This is a genomic window from Chryseobacterium hilariae (assembly GCF_051400735.1).
Taxonomy (GTDB): domain Bacteria; phylum Bacteroidota; class Bacteroidia; order Flavobacteriales; family Weeksellaceae; genus Chryseobacterium.
On sequence record NZ_JBLFFJ010000004.1, the window covers coordinates 181,070 to 197,699 of the forward strand.

General features: G+C 38.6%; 19 protein-coding genes and 1 pseudogene. 4 read left to right on the forward strand and 16 right to left on the reverse strand.

What is annotated here, in order from left to right; all coding sequences use genetic code 11:
• Positions 1–2: 2 nt before the first annotated feature.
• The 4 genes from coaBC to ACMGDK_RS13345 all read right to left on the reverse strand — a co-directional run bounded on the left by coaBC (position 3) and on the right by ACMGDK_RS13345 (position 3,425).
• Positions 3–1,208 (reverse strand): bifunctional phosphopantothenoylcysteine decarboxylase/phosphopantothenate--cysteine ligase CoaBC, encoded by a 1,206-nt coding sequence (gene coaBC, locus ACMGDK_RS13330; RefSeq protein WP_436808411.1) that lies wholly within the window; start codon positions 1,206–1,208, stop codon positions 3–5.
• A gap of 122 nt (positions 1,209–1,330) precedes the next feature.
• Positions 1,331–1,654, reverse strand: a complete 324-nt coding sequence (locus ACMGDK_RS13335) for a DNA-directed RNA polymerase subunit omega (protein WP_027372958.1) — start codon at positions 1,652–1,654, stop codon at positions 1,331–1,333.
• 42 nt (positions 1,655–1,696) lie between these two features.
• The gene (locus ACMGDK_RS13340; protein ID WP_436808412.1) at positions 1,697–2,692 is read right to left on the reverse strand and encodes an outer membrane protein assembly factor BamD; all 996 of its coding nucleotides are present in this window, start codon (positions 2,690–2,692) and stop codon (positions 1,697–1,699) included.
• 103 nt (positions 2,693–2,795) lie between these two features.
• Complete coding sequence (locus ACMGDK_RS13345) at positions 2,796–3,425, reverse strand: TetR/AcrR family transcriptional regulator (RefSeq protein WP_073328854.1); 630 nt, start codon at positions 3,423–3,425, stop codon at positions 2,796–2,798.
• A 96-nt stretch (positions 3,426–3,521) separates the two neighbouring features.
• Between ACMGDK_RS13345 and ACMGDK_RS13350 the strand changes: the two genes are divergently transcribed.
• From ACMGDK_RS13350 to ACMGDK_RS13365, 4 genes are all read left to right on the forward strand, one after another.
• Positions 3,522–4,148 (forward strand): TatD family hydrolase, encoded by a 627-nt coding sequence (locus ACMGDK_RS13350; protein WP_436808413.1) that lies wholly within the window; start codon positions 3,522–3,524, stop codon positions 4,146–4,148.
• Positions 4,141–4,866, forward strand: a complete 726-nt coding sequence (locus ACMGDK_RS13355; RefSeq protein ID WP_436808414.1) for a tRNA threonylcarbamoyladenosine dehydratase — start codon at positions 4,141–4,143, stop codon at positions 4,864–4,866. The genes ACMGDK_RS13350 and ACMGDK_RS13355 overlap by 8 nt, the downstream gene beginning before the upstream one ends.
• The gene (gene rnpA, locus ACMGDK_RS13360; RefSeq protein WP_436808415.1) at positions 4,866–5,243 is read left to right on the forward strand and encodes a ribonuclease P protein component; all 378 of its coding nucleotides are present in this window, start codon (positions 4,866–4,868) and stop codon (positions 5,241–5,243) included. The genes ACMGDK_RS13355 and rnpA overlap by 1 nt, the downstream gene beginning before the upstream one ends.
• A 209-nt stretch (positions 5,244–5,452) precedes the next feature.
• On the forward strand, positions 5,453–6,061 hold the full coding sequence (locus ACMGDK_RS13365; protein WP_436808416.1) for a DUF4126 domain-containing protein: 609 nt from the start codon (positions 5,453–5,455) through the stop codon (positions 6,059–6,061).
• Positions 6,062–6,119: 58 nt separating this feature from the next.
• Here the strand turns inward: ACMGDK_RS13365 and ACMGDK_RS13370 are convergent, their stop codons facing one another.
• From ACMGDK_RS13370 to ACMGDK_RS13425, 12 genes and pseudogenes are all read right to left on the reverse strand, one after another.
• Positions 6,120–8,156 carry a DUF8458 domain-containing protein gene (locus tag ACMGDK_RS13370; protein ID WP_436808417.1) on the reverse strand — a complete coding sequence of 679 codons (2,037 nt, stop codon included), beginning with the start codon at positions 8,154–8,156 and terminating at the stop codon, positions 6,120–6,122.
• A gap of 1 nt (position 8,157) precedes the next feature.
• Positions 8,158–8,679 carry an LPS assembly lipoprotein LptE gene (lptE, locus tag ACMGDK_RS13375; protein ID WP_436808418.1) on the reverse strand — a complete coding sequence of 174 codons (522 nt, stop codon included), beginning with the start codon at positions 8,677–8,679 and terminating at the stop codon, positions 8,158–8,160.
• Between the two features lie 155 nt (positions 8,680–8,834).
• Positions 8,835–10,121 carry a sigma-54 interaction domain-containing protein gene (locus ACMGDK_RS13380; RefSeq protein WP_436808419.1) on the reverse strand — a complete coding sequence of 429 codons (1,287 nt, stop codon included), beginning with the start codon at positions 10,119–10,121 and terminating at the stop codon, positions 8,835–8,837.
• Positions 10,122–10,151: 30 nt separating this feature from the next.
• Positions 10,152–10,949 (reverse strand): tetratricopeptide repeat protein, encoded by a 798-nt coding sequence (locus tag ACMGDK_RS13385; protein ID WP_436808420.1) that lies wholly within the window; start codon positions 10,947–10,949, stop codon positions 10,152–10,154.
• Entirely contained in the window at positions 10,921–11,433 is a 513-nt protein-coding gene (locus ACMGDK_RS13390) for a hypothetical protein (protein ID WP_436808421.1), read from the reverse strand. The genes ACMGDK_RS13385 and ACMGDK_RS13390 overlap by 29 nt, the downstream gene beginning before the upstream one ends.
• 10 nt (positions 11,434–11,443) lie before the next feature.
• On the reverse strand, positions 11,444–12,880 hold the full coding sequence (gene miaB, locus ACMGDK_RS13395) for a tRNA (N6-isopentenyl adenosine(37)-C2)-methylthiotransferase MiaB (RefSeq protein ID WP_223557783.1): 1,437 nt from the start codon (positions 12,878–12,880) through the stop codon (positions 11,444–11,446).
• Between the two features lie 118 nt (positions 12,881–12,998).
• A complete protein-coding gene (locus ACMGDK_RS13400) occupies positions 12,999–13,373 on the reverse strand; it encodes an energy transducer TonB (RefSeq protein ID WP_436808422.1) in 375 nt (124 codons plus the stop codon).
• Entirely contained in the window at positions 13,366–13,776 is a 411-nt protein-coding gene (locus tag ACMGDK_RS13405) for an energy transducer TonB (protein ID WP_436808423.1), read from the reverse strand. Before ACMGDK_RS13405 ends, ACMGDK_RS13400 begins: the two co-directional genes overlap by 8 nt.
• 9 nt (positions 13,777–13,785) lie before the next feature.
• On the reverse strand, positions 13,786–14,277 hold the full coding sequence (locus ACMGDK_RS13410) for a hypothetical protein (RefSeq protein ID WP_436808424.1): 492 nt from the start codon (positions 14,275–14,277) through the stop codon (positions 13,786–13,788).
• A gap of 97 nt (positions 14,278–14,374) precedes the next feature.
• Positions 14,375–15,619, reverse strand: a complete 1,245-nt coding sequence (locus ACMGDK_RS13415) for an MFS transporter (RefSeq protein ID WP_436808425.1) — start codon at positions 15,617–15,619, stop codon at positions 14,375–14,377.
• Positions 15,619–16,383, reverse strand: a pseudogene (locus ACMGDK_RS13420) (thiamine pyrophosphate-dependent enzyme); the annotation flags it as partial. The gene ACMGDK_RS13415 and the pseudogene ACMGDK_RS13420, both read right to left, overlap by 1 nt.
• On the reverse strand, positions 16,332–16,550 hold the full coding sequence (locus ACMGDK_RS13425; protein ID WP_436808426.1) for a thiamine pyrophosphate-binding protein: 219 nt from the start codon (positions 16,548–16,550) through the stop codon (positions 16,332–16,334). The gene ACMGDK_RS13425 and the pseudogene ACMGDK_RS13420, both read right to left, overlap by 52 nt.
• Between the last annotated feature and the right edge of the window lie 80 nt (positions 16,551–16,630).

Consider the following 16,630-nt stretch of genomic DNA (forward strand, 5'->3'; position numbering starts at 1 on the left):
AATTATTTTAAAAGTTGAGCCTCAACAAAATCCAGAATATCTGCAGCTACTTCATCTTTAGATTTGAGATCAAATTCCTTTTTCTCTGTTTTGGTGAATATTTTGATTTTATTGGTATCATTCTTAAAGCCGGCTCCTTCGTCGCGGAGCGAGTTCAGCACGATCATATCGAGGTTTTTCTTCTCCAGCTTTCCTTTGGCATTTTCTTCTTCATTCTGGGTTTCCAGCGCAAAACCTACCAAAAACTGATGGGTTTTCTTTTCACCCATTGTTTTAAGAATATCGGGATTTTTAACCAGTTCAATGGTTAAATTATCATCATTCTTTTTAATTTTCTCTTTTGCTACTTCTTTTGGAGCATAGTCTGCAACAGCAGCGCTTGCAATACCAATATCCACGTGATCATAAAATTCAAAAACTTTATTCAGCATTTCTTTAGCAGAAGTTACTTTATGAAGCTGGATATTTTCATCATCTGTCTTCTGTGAACTTGGTCCTGATATCAAAATAACTTTTGCGCCTCTTTTTGAGGCTTCTTCAGCAAGGGAGAAGCCCATTTTGCCCGAGGAATGGTTACCAATAAATCTTACGGGATCAAGAGCTTCATAGGTAGGTCCGGCCGTGATTAACACCGTTTTTCCTTCTAAGCTCTTGGTATGATTTCCGGAAGTAAAGAAATTATCAACAGTTTTAAAGATGGTCTCCGGTTCTGCCATTCTTCCCTGTCCTACCAATCCACTGGCCAGTTCACCGGTTTCAGCAGGAATGATGATGTGGCCGTAATCTTCTGCCAGTTCAATATTCTGCTTCGTGGAAGGGTGCGCATACATATCAAGATCCATTGCCGGAGCAATAAATACAGCGCATTTCGCAGACATATAAGTAGCAATCACGAGATTGTCACACATGCCGTGAACCATCTTGGCTAATGTATTGGCGGTGCATGGAGCAATGATCATTACATCTGCCCACAAGGCCATCTCCACATGACTGTTCCAGGTACCGTTATCACTATAAAAATCTGAATATGCAGGATTTTTTGAAAGGGTTGAAAGGCTTAATTTCGTTACAAACTGCTCTGCATCGGGTGTCATAATCACCTGAACTTCGGCTCCTTTTTTTACAAAATCCCTGATCAGGAAATGAATTTTATAGGCCGCAATTCCCCCAGAAACAGCGATAAGTATCTTTTTACCGGAAACGCTCATTTAGTTTTAATTTTTGAAATACTAAATTACTTATTTTTTCGCACAAAGACAGGTATAAACAGACAAAGGTCATAAAAGAACTGAATTCCTTTATGACCTTCATATATAAAAAACACAAATAATTATTTTCTGTCTTCTGTCTTTCTGAAATAGATATCTTCATTCAGCCATTCTTCGATAGCAATAGAAGTAGGCTTAGGAAGTTTTTCATAATGTTTAGAGATTTCGATCTGCTCTCTGTTTTCGAAAACTTCTTCCAATGTAGAATTGTGCACAGCAAATTCGTCCAGTTTATTGTGAAGCTCCGTACGGATCTCTGCGTTGATCTGTTCTGCTCTCTTTCCCATGATAACAATAGCTTCATAGATTGAACCTACTTTATCTTCAATCTTGTCTTTATCGTAAGTAATAGTATTTACTTCTGCTTTTGTATCTTTTACACTCATTTTGAGAAAATTATTTTATTAATAAGGTGGCAAATTTACGAATTATCTTTGGATTTTGAAAGTGGCTGCCGGCGGAGGGGTCTGAAGCGCTGCACTATCCCTCTGGATCTGCATTGCCTTCTTTTCATTGCTGATCTGATCTTTGATCTGCTGCTCAGCTTTACCTTTTTCTGCCATCTTTTCAGCTTCCTTTTTCTGTCTTGCCGTTAATGCTGCAATTCTTGCTTCGGTCTGTTTTTTAACGACAGCAAAGTTTTCTTTTTCTTTTGTCAGTTTTGCTCTAAGTTCTATTGCTGTTTTAGAATATTCCGTGTTCGGAAGTTCCTTTTCTACCAGCTTTGTATAAGCAAGAGCGCTTTCTATACGCTCGTCTTTAAGGTCATAAACAGACTTTAGGGCCAGCTCATAGCGTGATTTCATAATATAATCATAGATCTTCGAACGAAGTTTCGTACTTGGAAAATCTTCCAATACGTTATCAAAGGCTACATTAGCTGCTTTATACTCTCCCATTTTGAAGTACTGTTTGGCATTTTCATATGCTTTAAATTCTAATTTATAAGACAGTTCGTCAATCAGCTGGCTGATATTTTTAGATCTTTCAGAATTTGGATAATTGGTCAGGAAATCCTGAAGCTCATTAATCGCTGTTTCTGTAGTAGACTGGTCCAGGTTATAATCCATAGAACCTTCGTAGTAGCACAATGCAGACATATAAGCCGCTTCTTCTGCTCTTGGGTCTTTAGGAAAGTTTACGGCAAAGTTTTTAAACTGGTGTCCTGCCAGTTTATAGCTTTTGTCATAATAGTTTGCATAAGCAGTATTAAAACCTACATTAGGAAAATCATCAGTTCCTGCAACGAGGTTAGTAAGCCTGTCATACAGAGCCAATGCATTTTTCCATTTCTTTTTGGCAAAATTATCATTAGCCGCCTTTAAGATAAAATTCTTGTCAGCACTCTTCATTGCTTTTTCCTGCTGGCTTACGCATGAGGAAATAACTGCCACTGCAAAAAGACCTAAAATATATTTTTTCATATAAAAAATTCAACAGTTTTCGGATGATACAGCCGATTTACTAATTTGCAAAAATATAACTTTTTTGTCAATAGATTTTTTTTTATGAATATTTAACGTAAATTTAGTCTGCAGCATATCCTAAAATCGCAAAAACGCTGACTAAAAGATTCATCCTTACTTTTTTCTCTGCTTCTTTGGTATAAGCTTCTTCATTTTTGCTCGGTACATACAGCTCATAGAAATTTTTATTTCTGATGACAAATAATGTAGAGCCAATGATCATGGTAAGGATGTCTTCCGGTTTTGGCGTAAAGGTAAATACCCCCGAAGCAACACCTTTTTTAATCACGTCATCCAGTTTCTTCACAAACAGCTGGTAAAAATCCAGCAGCTCATCTTTTAAGTTTTCGGTATGCCTGAGCTCCTGCGTCACAAACCCGTGGAAATAATTGTATTTGAATAGTTGGGAAACAATGTACTTGATGATTTCCCTGAGCTGCATTTCCGGTTTGCCATCCTTAATGGTATCTGCAAATTCGGAAAAATTCTCTCTGGTCTTCAGCACGCGGTACTGATAGAGATAAGACATCATTTTTTCTTTGGACCCGAAGTAATAGGAAATCATGGCCACATTAATGTTAGCCTTGGAACAGATATCCCTTACAGAGGTTCCCTCATATCCCTTTTTGGCAATAAGCTCTTCAGCAATGTCCAAAATATGGATCTGTTTTTCTGTAAATTTTTTTCTCATGAAGTGCACTTTGAGTAAAGTTAAGAAATTTTTAACAAAATTATAAACGTTCGTTTAATAATTTTAAATTAATTCTGGATAGTTGTACTTTTGTGAATGGATTTTTTTGATTTTCACCATCATAAGAAAAATAATCTGTACGGAATCTACAGTATAGACTTCGGGGCATTACCTCCGGATTCACCATATTCTATAGGTATACACCCTAAAGATATTGTTGCGGATTCTTTGAAGGAACAGTTCATATGGCTGCAATCCAATATTTCAGAAAACTGCCTGGCCATCGGTGAATGCGGACTGGATTCCATCGTTCCGATACCTCAGAATATCCAGGAGAAGGTTTTTCTGAAACAAATTATGATTTCCAATGAAGTAAGAAAACCTCTGATTATTCACTGTGTAAGAAAATTTTATGAGGTCATTTCTTTTAAGAAGAAGGCTGAACAGGCGGTTATCATTCATGGTTTTAATAAAAAGCAGCGGATAGCGGAAGACCTTCTGAAAAATAATTTTTATTTGAGTTTTGGAAAAGCTGTTTTGTATCATCTATCTTTGCAGGATATCGTAAGAAGCACTCCTTTGAACAGAATGTTTTTAGAAACTGATAATGAATATTTTAACATCGAGGAATTATATTCAAAAGTTTCAGAATTAAAGGGTATTTCTTTGGAAAAACTGAATGAACATATTTTAGAAAATTTAGACAAGATAAAGAATGGATAAGTATTGGCTGGAGAGAACAGAACTCCTGATCAAAGAAGAAGGGCTGGAAAAACTTAATAAAGCAAATGTACTGGTAATAGGCTTAGGCGGCGTAGGTTCTTTTGCCGCAGAATTTTTAGCCAGAGCGGGCGTAGGAAATATGACTATTGTAGACGGTGATACGGTAGACATCACTAATGTCAACAGACAGCTTCCTGCACTGCATTCCACGGTGGGAAAGCATAAGGTGGAAGTCGTTGCTGAAAGGCTTCTCGACATCAATCCGAAAATTAATTTAGTCAAGATCAATGAATTCCTCAATCCGGAAAGAATGGACGAAGTTATTGATTCTGATAAGTTTAACTATATTTTGGACTGTATCGACAGCGTTACTCCAAAACTGTGCTTAATTAAAGCAGCCAAAAGAAGAAAAATAAAACTGATCAGCTCTATGGGAGCCGGCGGAAAAACAGACCCCAGTAAAGTGATGGTAAGGGATATCAGCAAAACGCAGAACTGTTTTCTTGCCAGACAGATCAGAAAAAGACTTAAAAAAGAAAAGATCAATAAGGGTTTCCGGTGTGTATTCTCGAATGAGCTTCAGCAGGAAGAAAGTTTGAAAATGACGGACGGAGCTAACTACAAAAGGTCTTTCTACGGCACTATCAGCTATATCCCTGCCATCTTCGGATTGTATGCAGCAGCTGAGGTGATTAATTATCTAGTGAAACAAGATTAATGCAGAACTTTAAATACTCCAGAGAAGAAAAACTCAAAAAAAATACTGAGATTGCTTTACTTTTTGAAAAAGGCAAATGGAGGAGCTGTGGAAATCTTAGAATCATCATTCTAAAGGATAAACCCAATCTGGAAGTGGAAAACCACAAGTTCGGGGTATCTGTTTCTAAAAGATATTTCAAAAAGGCCGTTTACAGGAATCGGGTAAAAAGGCTTTTAAGAGAGTGCTATCGTTTGAATAAAGATCTGTTTAAGGAGGCTTTCGGAGAAAAAACATTGGCTATGATGTTTTGGGTTTCCCCAGAAATGCCTGCTAAGTTTCAGGAAGTGGAAGAGCAGTTCATCAAGCTTTGTCATATGCAGAAGAAGCCTCAATGATGTAGCAATATAACAGTGTAGTAATTTCCCAACGAAATCATCTTGTGTAAACTGTTGTAAAGCCTGAAGATATGTTTAACCACAGATGGCACAAATTTTCACAGATGATTCCGGAAAGTTGTTGTTATAAAATCTACAAGTATTTATTTTTTACAAAATCTTGCATAGTTTTTGTAATTTTAGGGGAAACAATAAATCTGAAAATTAAAATGTTAGATCATGTTCCCTATTTTCCTTACATACTGAGCGCCTTTATAGGTATAGGATTGGCTGCTGCTACAGGCTTTAGAGTTTTTCTGCCGATGTTTGCGGTAAGTCTCGCTTCTTATTTTCACTGGATCCCGATGAATGAGCATTTTGAATGGCTTTCGGGGCTTCCGGCACTAATTACTACCGGAATTGCGACAATCGCTGAAATTTTAACGTATTACATTCCGTTTGTAGATCATCTGCTGGATACGGTCTCGGTTCCTTTGGCTACTGTAGCCGGCTCTGTTTTGTTTGCCAGCCAGTTTGCTGATCTTGGAACTTTTCCGCAGTGGGCGCTTGCTTTAATTGCGGGAGGCGGAACAGCTGCTACCATCAGTTCCGGTTTTGCAGGAATCCGGGCAGCTTCTACTGCGACAACGGGTGGACTGGGAAATTCTGTTGTAGGAACTACTGAAACCGCAGGAGCGGGAATCATGTCTATACTGGCAATGGCTGCACCGGTTATCGCTGCTGTTTTTGCGATCATCCTGCTTATTCTTGTTATTATCTTCGGACGGAAAGCATGGCGGAAACTGCGTGGCACTAAAAGTACCACTGATACTATATAAAAAAAAAGGCTGGCCACTTTTCTGTGATCAGCCTTTTTAATATATTTTTTTAGCCTATTTAGCTTTTACTTCTGAAATCTTTTATTTCCTTGATCTTAGATTGGAAATATTCCTTTTTTTCTGGGTTTTTATTGATCAGAATTTCAAATGCTTTAATAGCTTTAGTGTAGAGTTTCTGCTCGAAATAAAGATTGGCAAGCGTTTCTGTCATTAAATGAGAGATGTCATCATTCTTTTCTTTGACAACGTAGGTGCTTTCGTCTCTTAACTGACTTATTTTGGGATTATTTTCGATGAAGGCTTCAATAACCATTTCCTGAACCGGAGTTTTTTCTTTCTCAACAACTTCTTCTGTTCTGCCAATCTTAAGCCAGCTCTGCCAAGTATTGATAAATCCGGGCACATTGCTGTCAGCCTGTGTTTGTTCGGTATTTTCTGTTTTGATTTCCTGAGCGGGCTCTTCTTTCGCTGCCTTTTGTACTGCCAGGCTTGAAATATCGGTACCAAAGAAAGATACATTCATAACCGGCGCTTCTTCTTTCGGCATTTTTGTTTCGGTCACTTCTTCTGAATTTTCAATTTCTTCATCTTTTTCTTCTGCAATTTCAGGTGCTTCTTCTTCTGCAACAGGAAGTTTTTCGTCTGGAGCTGTTTCAGGGTCTTTTTGAGGCTCTTCAACTATTGTTTGTGGAAGAATTTCGCCTTCTTTCTCTTCAATTATCGGAGTTTCCTCCTCTTTTGGAGCTTCTGTTTTAGCTGCGGGAACTGCGCCGGCATGGCTGATCATAGAATCAGGTAAAGTAGGTTCCAGGCTCATAGGTTTCCATACAGAAGCTTCCTGTACAACTATTTCCTGTTCTTCTTCTTGTTCCTGAATTTCTACTACAGGCTCTTCATTGTAAGCTGGCTGTTTTGCCGTATTTTCTATTGTTTGTGTTACGGGTTCTTCAGTTTTTGATTCTTCTTTTTCAGTGGACCAGAAATGAAAGCTCTGTGTTTCAGCAAAACTGATCTCATGATCGGCAGTTTCCTTCTCTTCATTTTCAACCTTTGTTGCGGGCTGTGCTTCTTTCATTTTTTTCTCCACTTCTTCAATGAGGCGTCTCATTTCTTCCTCATGCTTATTCACATTCGGTTTTGCAATGTCGGGAACTACAGCAATATCATCATTATTTCCCTGGATCTTAACTTCTGGCAAGAACTCATCCATTCCGTGGAAGCTGATTTCAGCATGGGGTTCATCAGCATGAGCATCTTCATAAGTAATTTCCAGTTCCGGACTTGTTTCAGCAGTCACTTCTTCAATAACTTCATTTTCCACTGTCTGTTCAGCTGGTTCCTTTTCTGGAGTCAAAGTTTCTACTTCATGGAAGCTTAGCTCATCATCTTTATTTATTTTCAGCTCTTCTGCCGGACTGTCAATCTTATTTTCTTCAACAATCAATTCAGGAGTGAACTCTACTCCGGCTTCTGAATCTACGGACAGCCCGTTTTCATCCTGGGCCGGTTCGGGTACAGTAACCTCTTCGTTAAGATTTTCTTTTACTGGCTCGTTTTTCTGGGTAACCAATACGCCTGATTCCAGTGTAGACTCAAGATCTATTACTTCAGAATGTACTTCGTTCAGGAAATTTTCTTCTCCTTCAAATAGAATTCTGTTTCTTTCTCCGTTGACATGAATATGTTTAATTTCCTGTGCAGGCTGTATCATACCTGCTGCCTCTTCATATTTGTTTTCCTTTTTTTCGGGAGAACCATCTCTTTTTATAGGGAATGCTTTCTCTTTGTAAGAATATTTTACAGGTTTTTCCAGTGTTTTAGAAACTTGTTTGTCTTCTGCAATTTCAGGTTTGGATTCACGCTGAATTTTACCGTTGATCAACTGGTAAAGGAGCTTCTTATCTGTAGTATAAGCGGCGGTTGTGGAAAGTTCTTTCTGATAGTTTTCTTTATCATAGAGGTGTACCCCAAACAAATGAAGCGCCCTGATGTTCTGTACATAAGGAAAAGCATGTATTTCTTCTTTCAAAAGACCGAGATCTTCTGACTGTATATTTTTGGGACTCTTTAATAATTCTAAAACTCTGGGATTCATCTTACCAATTGGCTACAATATCGTTAAATATCTTATTAATAATTCTGTCTGTCACAAGCTTCACCTGGGAAGTTTCTATCTGGCTCTGGCTCAGGTCGCTGTTGTAAACCACTTCATCCGAATAAGTTCTGTCGAAACTGGAATCCGGATGTATTTTGTTTTCATAATGCACTTTTACACTGATCGTCAGCTTGCTCTGTGCCTGCTGTACGACACCTCCTGAAGGGTTTGTCAGTGTATTGGAGCTGATGGTAGTCGGCGAAAAATTATAATCTGAAATTTCACCTTCTATCAGAATATCAGGATTTGATTTTGTTCCTTTTAATGTGGTTCTCTGCAGAAACCTGTTCTGGATATCTGTAGAAAACTGCTGGGAAAGGGTAGGATTCACAAGCGCTGCATTATTAGGAAATTCATTGATCTGGACGGTTTTTTCATCCGTCAATGATGATCCTGTAAAAGAGTAACACTGCTGAAACAGCGAAAGAATTACAAACCCAACTATTATTTTTAATTTACTCATACCGTTTTTTATTTCTCTGATATATCTTTACAGACTTCATACGGATTCCCAAAGGTATGGAAAACAGCATTCTTATTCTGCATGCTATAATTACAAGCAGGGAAATAATGATTCCTACAAATGCTAAGTACTTCCCGATTCTTCATTTCTGTTTATTAGTCTTCTAAGTTATATTGTTTTATCTTTCTGTATAAAGTTCTCTGTGAAATCCCAAGTTCGTCCGCAGCTCTGTTCCTGCGTCCTTTATGCTTCTCCAATGCCTTAATAATCAAATCCTTTTCATTATTCTGAAGGGATAAGGATTCTGGCTTATTTTCTTCTATTTCAATATCTTCAATATCTTCATAGCTGTCATCAGCATTTGAAATAATAGTAGGCGAAGACTGTACTGCCGGCGATTTATCCTCGAAATACAGCAGTGAATTCTGGCTGACCGGTTGTGTCTGCTCTGCAGAATAGATCCTGTTGATCAGGTTTTTTTCCTGGTTGCTGAGATCAGCAGTTCCTCTGTTTTTGATCAATTCTGAGGTGAGTGATTTTAAGTCGTTGATATCACTTCTCATATCAAAGAGAATTTTATACATAATTTCTCTTTCACTTCCGAAATCATTCTGCTTTTGGGCATTCTGATTATTCACAACCATTGGAAGATGGGTTTCCATAGGAATATATTCAGCAAGTTTTTCGACTGTTACCTGTCTGTTTCTTTCCACTACGGTCATCTGCTCTACCAGGTTTCTCAGCTGGCGGATATTTCCCGGAAAACTATAGTTTTCAATATAATGAACGGCACTTGGCTCCAATTCCAGTTCCGGCATTCTGTACTTTTCTGCAAAATCTATAGAGAATTTTCTGAACAGTAAGTGAATATCCCCTTTTCTCTCCCGTAAAGGCGGCATGTCGATCTGTACGGTATTCAGACGGTAAAATAAGTCTTCACGGAATCTTCCATCATGAATGGCTTTCATCATATTGACATTGGTAGCCGCCACGATTCTCACATTGGTTTTCTGAACCTGGGAAGAACCTACTTTCATGAATTCACCGCTTTCCAGCACTCTCAAAAGACGAACCTGGGTCTGCAGGGGAAGTTCCCCTACCTCATCAAGGAAGATCGTTCCTCCGTCTGCTACTTCAAAATATCCTTTTCTGGTTGCTGTAGCTCCTGTAAATGCTCCTTTTTCGTGGCCGAACAGTTCAGAATCAATAGTTCCTTCTGGAATCGCACCACAATTGACAACAATATAGGGTTGGTGTTTTCTTTTGGATTCTGAATGAATGATTTTCGGGATAAATTCTTTTCCGACACCACTTTCTCCGATCACCAAAACGGAAATATCCGTGGGGGCAACCTGGATTGCTTTTTCTAAAGCGCGGTTCAGTGCCGGGAAATTCCCAATAATTCCAAAGCGGTTTTTTATGTTTTGTAAGTCGTTGCTCATAAGTAAATTTTTGATTATTGATTTAATAATCTACAGCTCTTCTATCTGTTTTCTGTAGATTTTGTTGAAGTGATGAGTGTAGACATCTTTCATGGTCTTTCCTTCATCATAAGTCATTAATGCTAACTTTTTTAAATCCAAATAATCTTTGTTCCTGATTTTAGAAACTTTACTTTTAAAATATATATTCTCGGCAAAGTTGTTTTCTTTGCTCTGCTTTTCGAAATTTTCTAAGACTTTATCATATTTACCCAGCTCAAAATAGGTTACTCCAAGCTGATAGTGATCATACATTCCCTTGAAATAGCCCCTTGATACAAGAAGATTTTCAATGATCCCAACCGCTTTTTCTTTCTGTCCTAAGGCACTGTAAGACAAGGCTTTCACCACCTCTAAATGATAATCTCCGTTTAAAGATCTTCCCAGATCATCAGGATAGTATTTTTTTAATTCCTCTAAATCCCGGATTGCCCCATTATAATCCCGCAAAAACTGGAATTTGCACCAGCCCCTGTATCCTAAGTGCATTTTAGGATCTGCGGCAACAGCTTTATCAATGAGTATTTTCCAGGTTACAAAATCTCCGCTTTTAAGATATGGAACAGCTTTTTCCATATAAGAATTGGAGAAATCGGGACAAAGGCCAATGGCTTTATCAAAAGCTTCCTGGGATTCCCTGCTTCCCTGCCTGTCTGAAGCCCAGTTGTATAACTCACAGGCTTTTTTGCAGTCCTCACCCTCTACTGCATTACAGTTGACCTGTGCAATAGTATTAGTGTAAACGATAAGCAACAAAAAGCTAAGGTAATACCTCTGAAACTTTTCCATTTTCAATTTTATAGGTTAAATACTGATAATAGCCTGATTTAAAACCTTTTATCTCTTTTGACATCCATCCGTCCAGCGATTTCGTAAACCGCAGCAGCTTGCCTGCCAGTTCTTTATCCGGAACTATTTCTTTCAGATCCGCATTCATCTGCTGAACCCTGAACAGTCCTGTTTTTCCTTCACAATTTACTAAAAATCTTACGGTAATATAACCGGTCAACTTAGTTTCGGAAGATATTTTTTCTTTTTGCAGTTTTTCTATAATAGCCTGCTTCTCTCCTTTATAGGCAAACCCTTCTGTTCCCTGGTAATATTGAAGACTGATCAGCTTTTCAGGAGTACATTTTTTAAAATCGGGATCATCCAGCTTTTCATCAAATTCAATATCTCCTACTGTTGCGGGATATTTAATTATGCCTTTCTCAGTCTGACAGGACATCAGCACGAAAGAAAATAAAGCAAGAAAACAAACCGTTTTGATCAAGACTTTAAATTTATTCAGCTGTTCTCCCTAAAAGCGTGCCCTGTGTATTGCCATAGACAAAAACGTCCACAATGTCACCTATTTTCTGTCCTTCAAGCATATCGAAAACACAGACTGCATTCTGTGAGTTTCTTCCTTTCCACTGGTTTTTATTTTTTCTGGAGATCCCTTCGATCAAAACCTGATGATGTCTTCCCACGTAAGATTCCATTCTTTTTCTGGACAGCTCACCCTGAAGGGCAATAACCTCAGCCAAACGCTTTTGCTTTACGTCAGCAGGAATATTGTCTTCCATTTTTTTATGGGCTGGCGTTCCCGGTCTTTCGGAATAAGCAAACATATAACCGTAGTCATACTCCACTTCTTTCATCAAGCTTAAGGTATCCTGGTGATCCTGTTCTGTTTCATTGCAGAAACCGATGATCATATCCTGTGAAAAAGCAATATCGGGAACTATTTCCTTCGCTTTTTTAATTAAATCTAAATATTCTTCACGGGTATGCTGCCTGTTCATCGCCAGAAGCATATTGTTGCTGCCGCTCTGTACAGGAAGATGAACATATTTACAGATATTATCATGTTTTGCAATCATTCTGAACACTTCAAGGCTCATGTCCTGAGGATTTGAAGTGGAGAACCGGATTCTCATTTCAGGAACGGCCTTAGCGACTAAATCAAGCAGTTGTGCAAAATTAACAGCCGTAGCTTTCTGCATTTCGGAAGCTTTAACAAAATCTTTTTTCGGGCCTCCTCCGTACCATAAGTATGAGTCTACATTTTGCCCTAAAAGGGTTATTTCTTTGTATCCATTGTTTAGGAGGTCTTTACATTCTTTAATGATGGAATGCGGATCGCGGCTTCTTTCTCTACCTCTGGTAAAAGGAACTACACAGAAGGTACACATATTATCGCAACCTCTGGTGATGGTTACAAAAGCTGTAACCCCATTTCCACCTAAACGGACCGGATTGATGTCTGCATAGGTCTCTTCTTTTGAAAGAATGACATTGATGGCATCTCTGCCGTCCTCTGTTTCTTTCAGAAGATTGGGAAGGTCTCTGTAGGCATCAGGGCCTACCACAAGGTCTACCAGCTGCTCTTCTTCTAAGAATTTAGTTTTTAATCTTTCGGCCATGCATCCTAAAACACCCACCGTCATATTGGGTTTTTCTTTCTTCAGGTTTTTGAACTGTGAAAGACGCATTCTTACGGTCTGCTCCGCTTTTTCACGGATGGAGCATGTATTTAAAAGGATAAGGTCTGCTTCTTCTACTTTCAGGGTTGTATTGTACCCCTGCTCATTAAGAATAGATGCAACAATTTCAGAATCAGAAAAGTTCATCTGACAGCCATAGCTTTCTAAAAAGAGTTTTTTAGAATTCTCAGGTCTTTCAGCGATAGCAAAAGCTTCTCCCTGTTTTGTTTCGTCTATATATTTTTCCTGCACAATAATCGTTTTAAAGTTCAATGCTCAGCATTTAAATTTCAAAGCATCGTGATGAATTTTAAATCCCAAACAGATTAGTCTGCAAAGATACAAAATATTGTGACAGAATGGCAGGAGATTATTTGGGAGGATTAAAGTTTAACGGAAGGGTATAAAAAGACTCAACCGGCTCTCCGTATCTCTTTGCAGGTGTCCATTTCTTCTTTCTAATCCTTTTGATTCCGTCTATGATTCTTTGGTCAAATTCAGCATTTCCGGAAGATTCCTGCAGTTTTATATTTTCCATTTTTCCTTCTTTGCTCACGGAGAAATTTACTACGAGCTTAAAGGGCTGCGTCCAGACGAAACCACTGAGATCAATTTGTTTAGCCACTTCTGCTCTGAAACTGTTCACTCCTCCCGGCATAGCTTCTTTCGAAGAATTTTGCACAGCTTCCTGTCCTGATAACTTCAGGGAAAATATAACCAATAATGCAAATAGCATTCTAATCATGATCATATGCATTGGCACTGAAATTAACTTTGATGATCATTTTAGAATCAACTGGAGTATCACCATACATGGCCGGTGTCCATTTTCCTTTGATCTTCTTCATAGCATATTTTACATCATCAATAAACATTTCACTGTTTTTAATCTTAGGGACAACGTCAAGCTTGTTCATTTTACCTTCCGGTGAAATATTGATTAAAAAAGTTATTTTACCATTGATGGCGTAGCTTTGGGTATCAACATAAGCGTAAAGCATATCCATAAATTGTTTCCGGAAAGCCTCATCTCCACCGGAAAATTCTGCTTTCTGGGTATATGAAGCTACTTCTACCGGGGACGTATTTTGAGAAAAGCTTTTAATTCCGATGCATAGTAAAAGTAATAATAAAAGGTATTTTTTCATCTGAGTAGTTTATAAATCTGTAGCGATTGAAGAGAAATGCATTTTAATTTTGATCTGTGAAGCAACAGGCTGACCGTTACACGAAGCGGGAATCCAGTTCTTTTTGATTCTTCTTACTACATATTTCATATCATCAAAAAAATAAGTGCTATTGGCTACTTTAGGAGTTCCTTCAATATGGGTCACTTTTCCGGCCTGATCAATGGTGAGAGTAAATGTAAAATCTCCGTTCAGGACATAAAAATCTGAATTTAGGTAATCGTACATAAATTTTTGCAAGGTTTCTTTATAAACCGTTACACCGCCTTCAAAAGCTGCCGGCTTGAAATCTTTACAGTTTTTCACCGCCACCTGCAAAAGAGGTTCCTTGATATCTATTTTTAAAAGATTTTTATTGATTTCCGTAATCGGGTTATCATCCCTTTCTTCAACATCTTGCTGGGCAAATGTAAAATTTGCCACAAGAAGTGCTATCAATAATGTGAAAAATTTCATGGTCATGTTCATTAGCTTTAACAAAGTTACTTATTTAAACGCTTTCTAAGAAAGAAAAAACTTCAGGCTGCGCCTGAAGTTTCTATAAACTATTGAAATTAATTTAAGCCTTTACAATCTGTATCTGGGACTTGCTTCCGGTTTCTTTTAACAGGAATGAAATCAGAACAGCAAGAACAATTCCTGCGATCCAGAATAATATGGAATACTGAAAATGCATTTCTCCTGAAAAAGCTTCTAAACTTTTCCCAAACCATCTGCTGAATACCGGACTCACCAAGGTAGTTACTCCAAATGTGATAAAATTAATAGCCCCGGTTGCACTTCCTTTTACATAATCAGGATTTGCTTCTTTAATGATGGAATACGGGATCATGGCCGCTCCGGAGCCAAGACCGAAAACAAACATGCTTATTTTGGCCGGATACAGGTCCGGAAGATACAGCAACTGCAGAAAACTGAAGATCATCAGGATTGCCCCGCCGATCAGCACAGGCTTCCTTCTTCCTATTTTATCTGTAATAAAACCTAAAAGCGGGCATCCGAATACCCAGCCGAAAGCAACCATTGCACTGGTGATGGCAGCATCATGAAACACGAATCCTTTATCTTTTTCAAAAAATGCAACACCCCATGTCATTGCAAATATGGTGGTAGGCGCAAATAGTAATCCTGAAATAATGCCACAGAGCCAGGATTGGGGATTTTTAAATACGATTTTATACGGCTCTAAATATCCAACTTTTCTTACAGTATCACCAGGCTGTACTTCAGATTGTTTTTCACCGGGAATTACCAAGAACAGGCAGAATGCTGTAATAACAGTAATAATACCCGACCAAAGCCAGAAAGTATTTATATTCATCCCTTCTTCTACCCATGGTCCCACGATAAACTGCCCTGCAGTGCCACCTAGCATTCCGATACATTGTGTAAATCCAACAGCCGTCGCCAAAGATTGGGAAGAAAATCCTTTACTTGCCAAATACACACAGCCGGGAAATGCAAAAGCACATCCAGCTCCCTGCAACAGCCTTCCGACTACTCCGCCAGAATAGGCAGATGCCAGAAACAGTAAGCAGCCTATCCCTAAAATTAAAGCTCCGGCAAAAAGTGACTTTTTACCGCCAAATTTATCCAAAGCCATACCCGCGATGAGGCTGCAGGTAGAATAGGTATAGTAATAGGTTCCAATGAGGCTGACAAGCTTCAGTTCTGTTGTACTGAAATTATTAACCAGTTCAGGAATCATGACTGCCGGAGCTGAGCGGACTACATAATCCAGGAAGTAAAATACCAGCCCGAATAGCCAGGCGATTATATAAAACTTTTTTAAGGAAGCACTCATTACAGCAGTCCTTTAATATGTTTGTAATTGGTCTTTACCGTTTCCAGAACTTCTTCCATCTTACCACCAAGCATCAGCTGAGCCATAGATTTTGTCATTCCCATGACCTGATCAAAGTCTATTTTCGGGGGAAGAGCGAGTGCATTGGGATTGGTAAATATATTCAGAAGATAAGGTCCGTTATAGGCCAGACATTCTTTAATAGCGTCTTCTACTTCATCTGGCTTATGAACATTCTTTCCGGGATATCCCATAGCCTGTGCTACCATTGCAAAATCCGGATTAATCATATCGGTTTCATTATCCGGCATTCCTCCTACTTCCATTTCCAGTTTTACCATTCCCAGGGTTCTGTTATTGAAAACGATCAGTTTTACCGGAAGTTTATACTGGAAAATAGTGGCCATATCTCCCAATAGCATTGAAATTCCACCGTCTCCGCACATAGCAATCACTTCTCTGTCGGGGTGAGCCAAAGAGGCACCTATAGCCATCGGCATAGCATTCGCCATCGATCCGTGATTAAATGAACCCAGCATTTTTCTTTCGCCTGTCCCTGTAATAAACCTTGCTCCCCACACGCAGCACATGCCTGTGTCTACTGTGAAAATGGCATCTTTTTTAGCCAATCGGTCTAAAGTATGTGCAACGTATTCAGGCTGAATGGCATTTTCTGTTCCAAAGTCTTTGACATAAGTAAGTTGAATTTCTTTTACTTTGTCATAAAATGCCAATTGTTCATTAAGGAAATGAGTATCTGTTTTTCCGCATATGCTCCTACTTCTTCATGCCTTACATGAATCCATTCGATACTGCTTTTTTTAACCGCAATATTAAGATGATTAAGGCTGTCGCCGGTTACTGCATAAATTCTTTTCACATTGGCATTTTCGAGCATTTCAACAATCTGCTCTGCTATGTTTTTAGCCATAATTAGTATTTTTGGGTGTTTGTTTTTGGAATAGAATACTGAAGTATTTTCAGTATTAAAAATCCTTCTCTCTCTCAAAT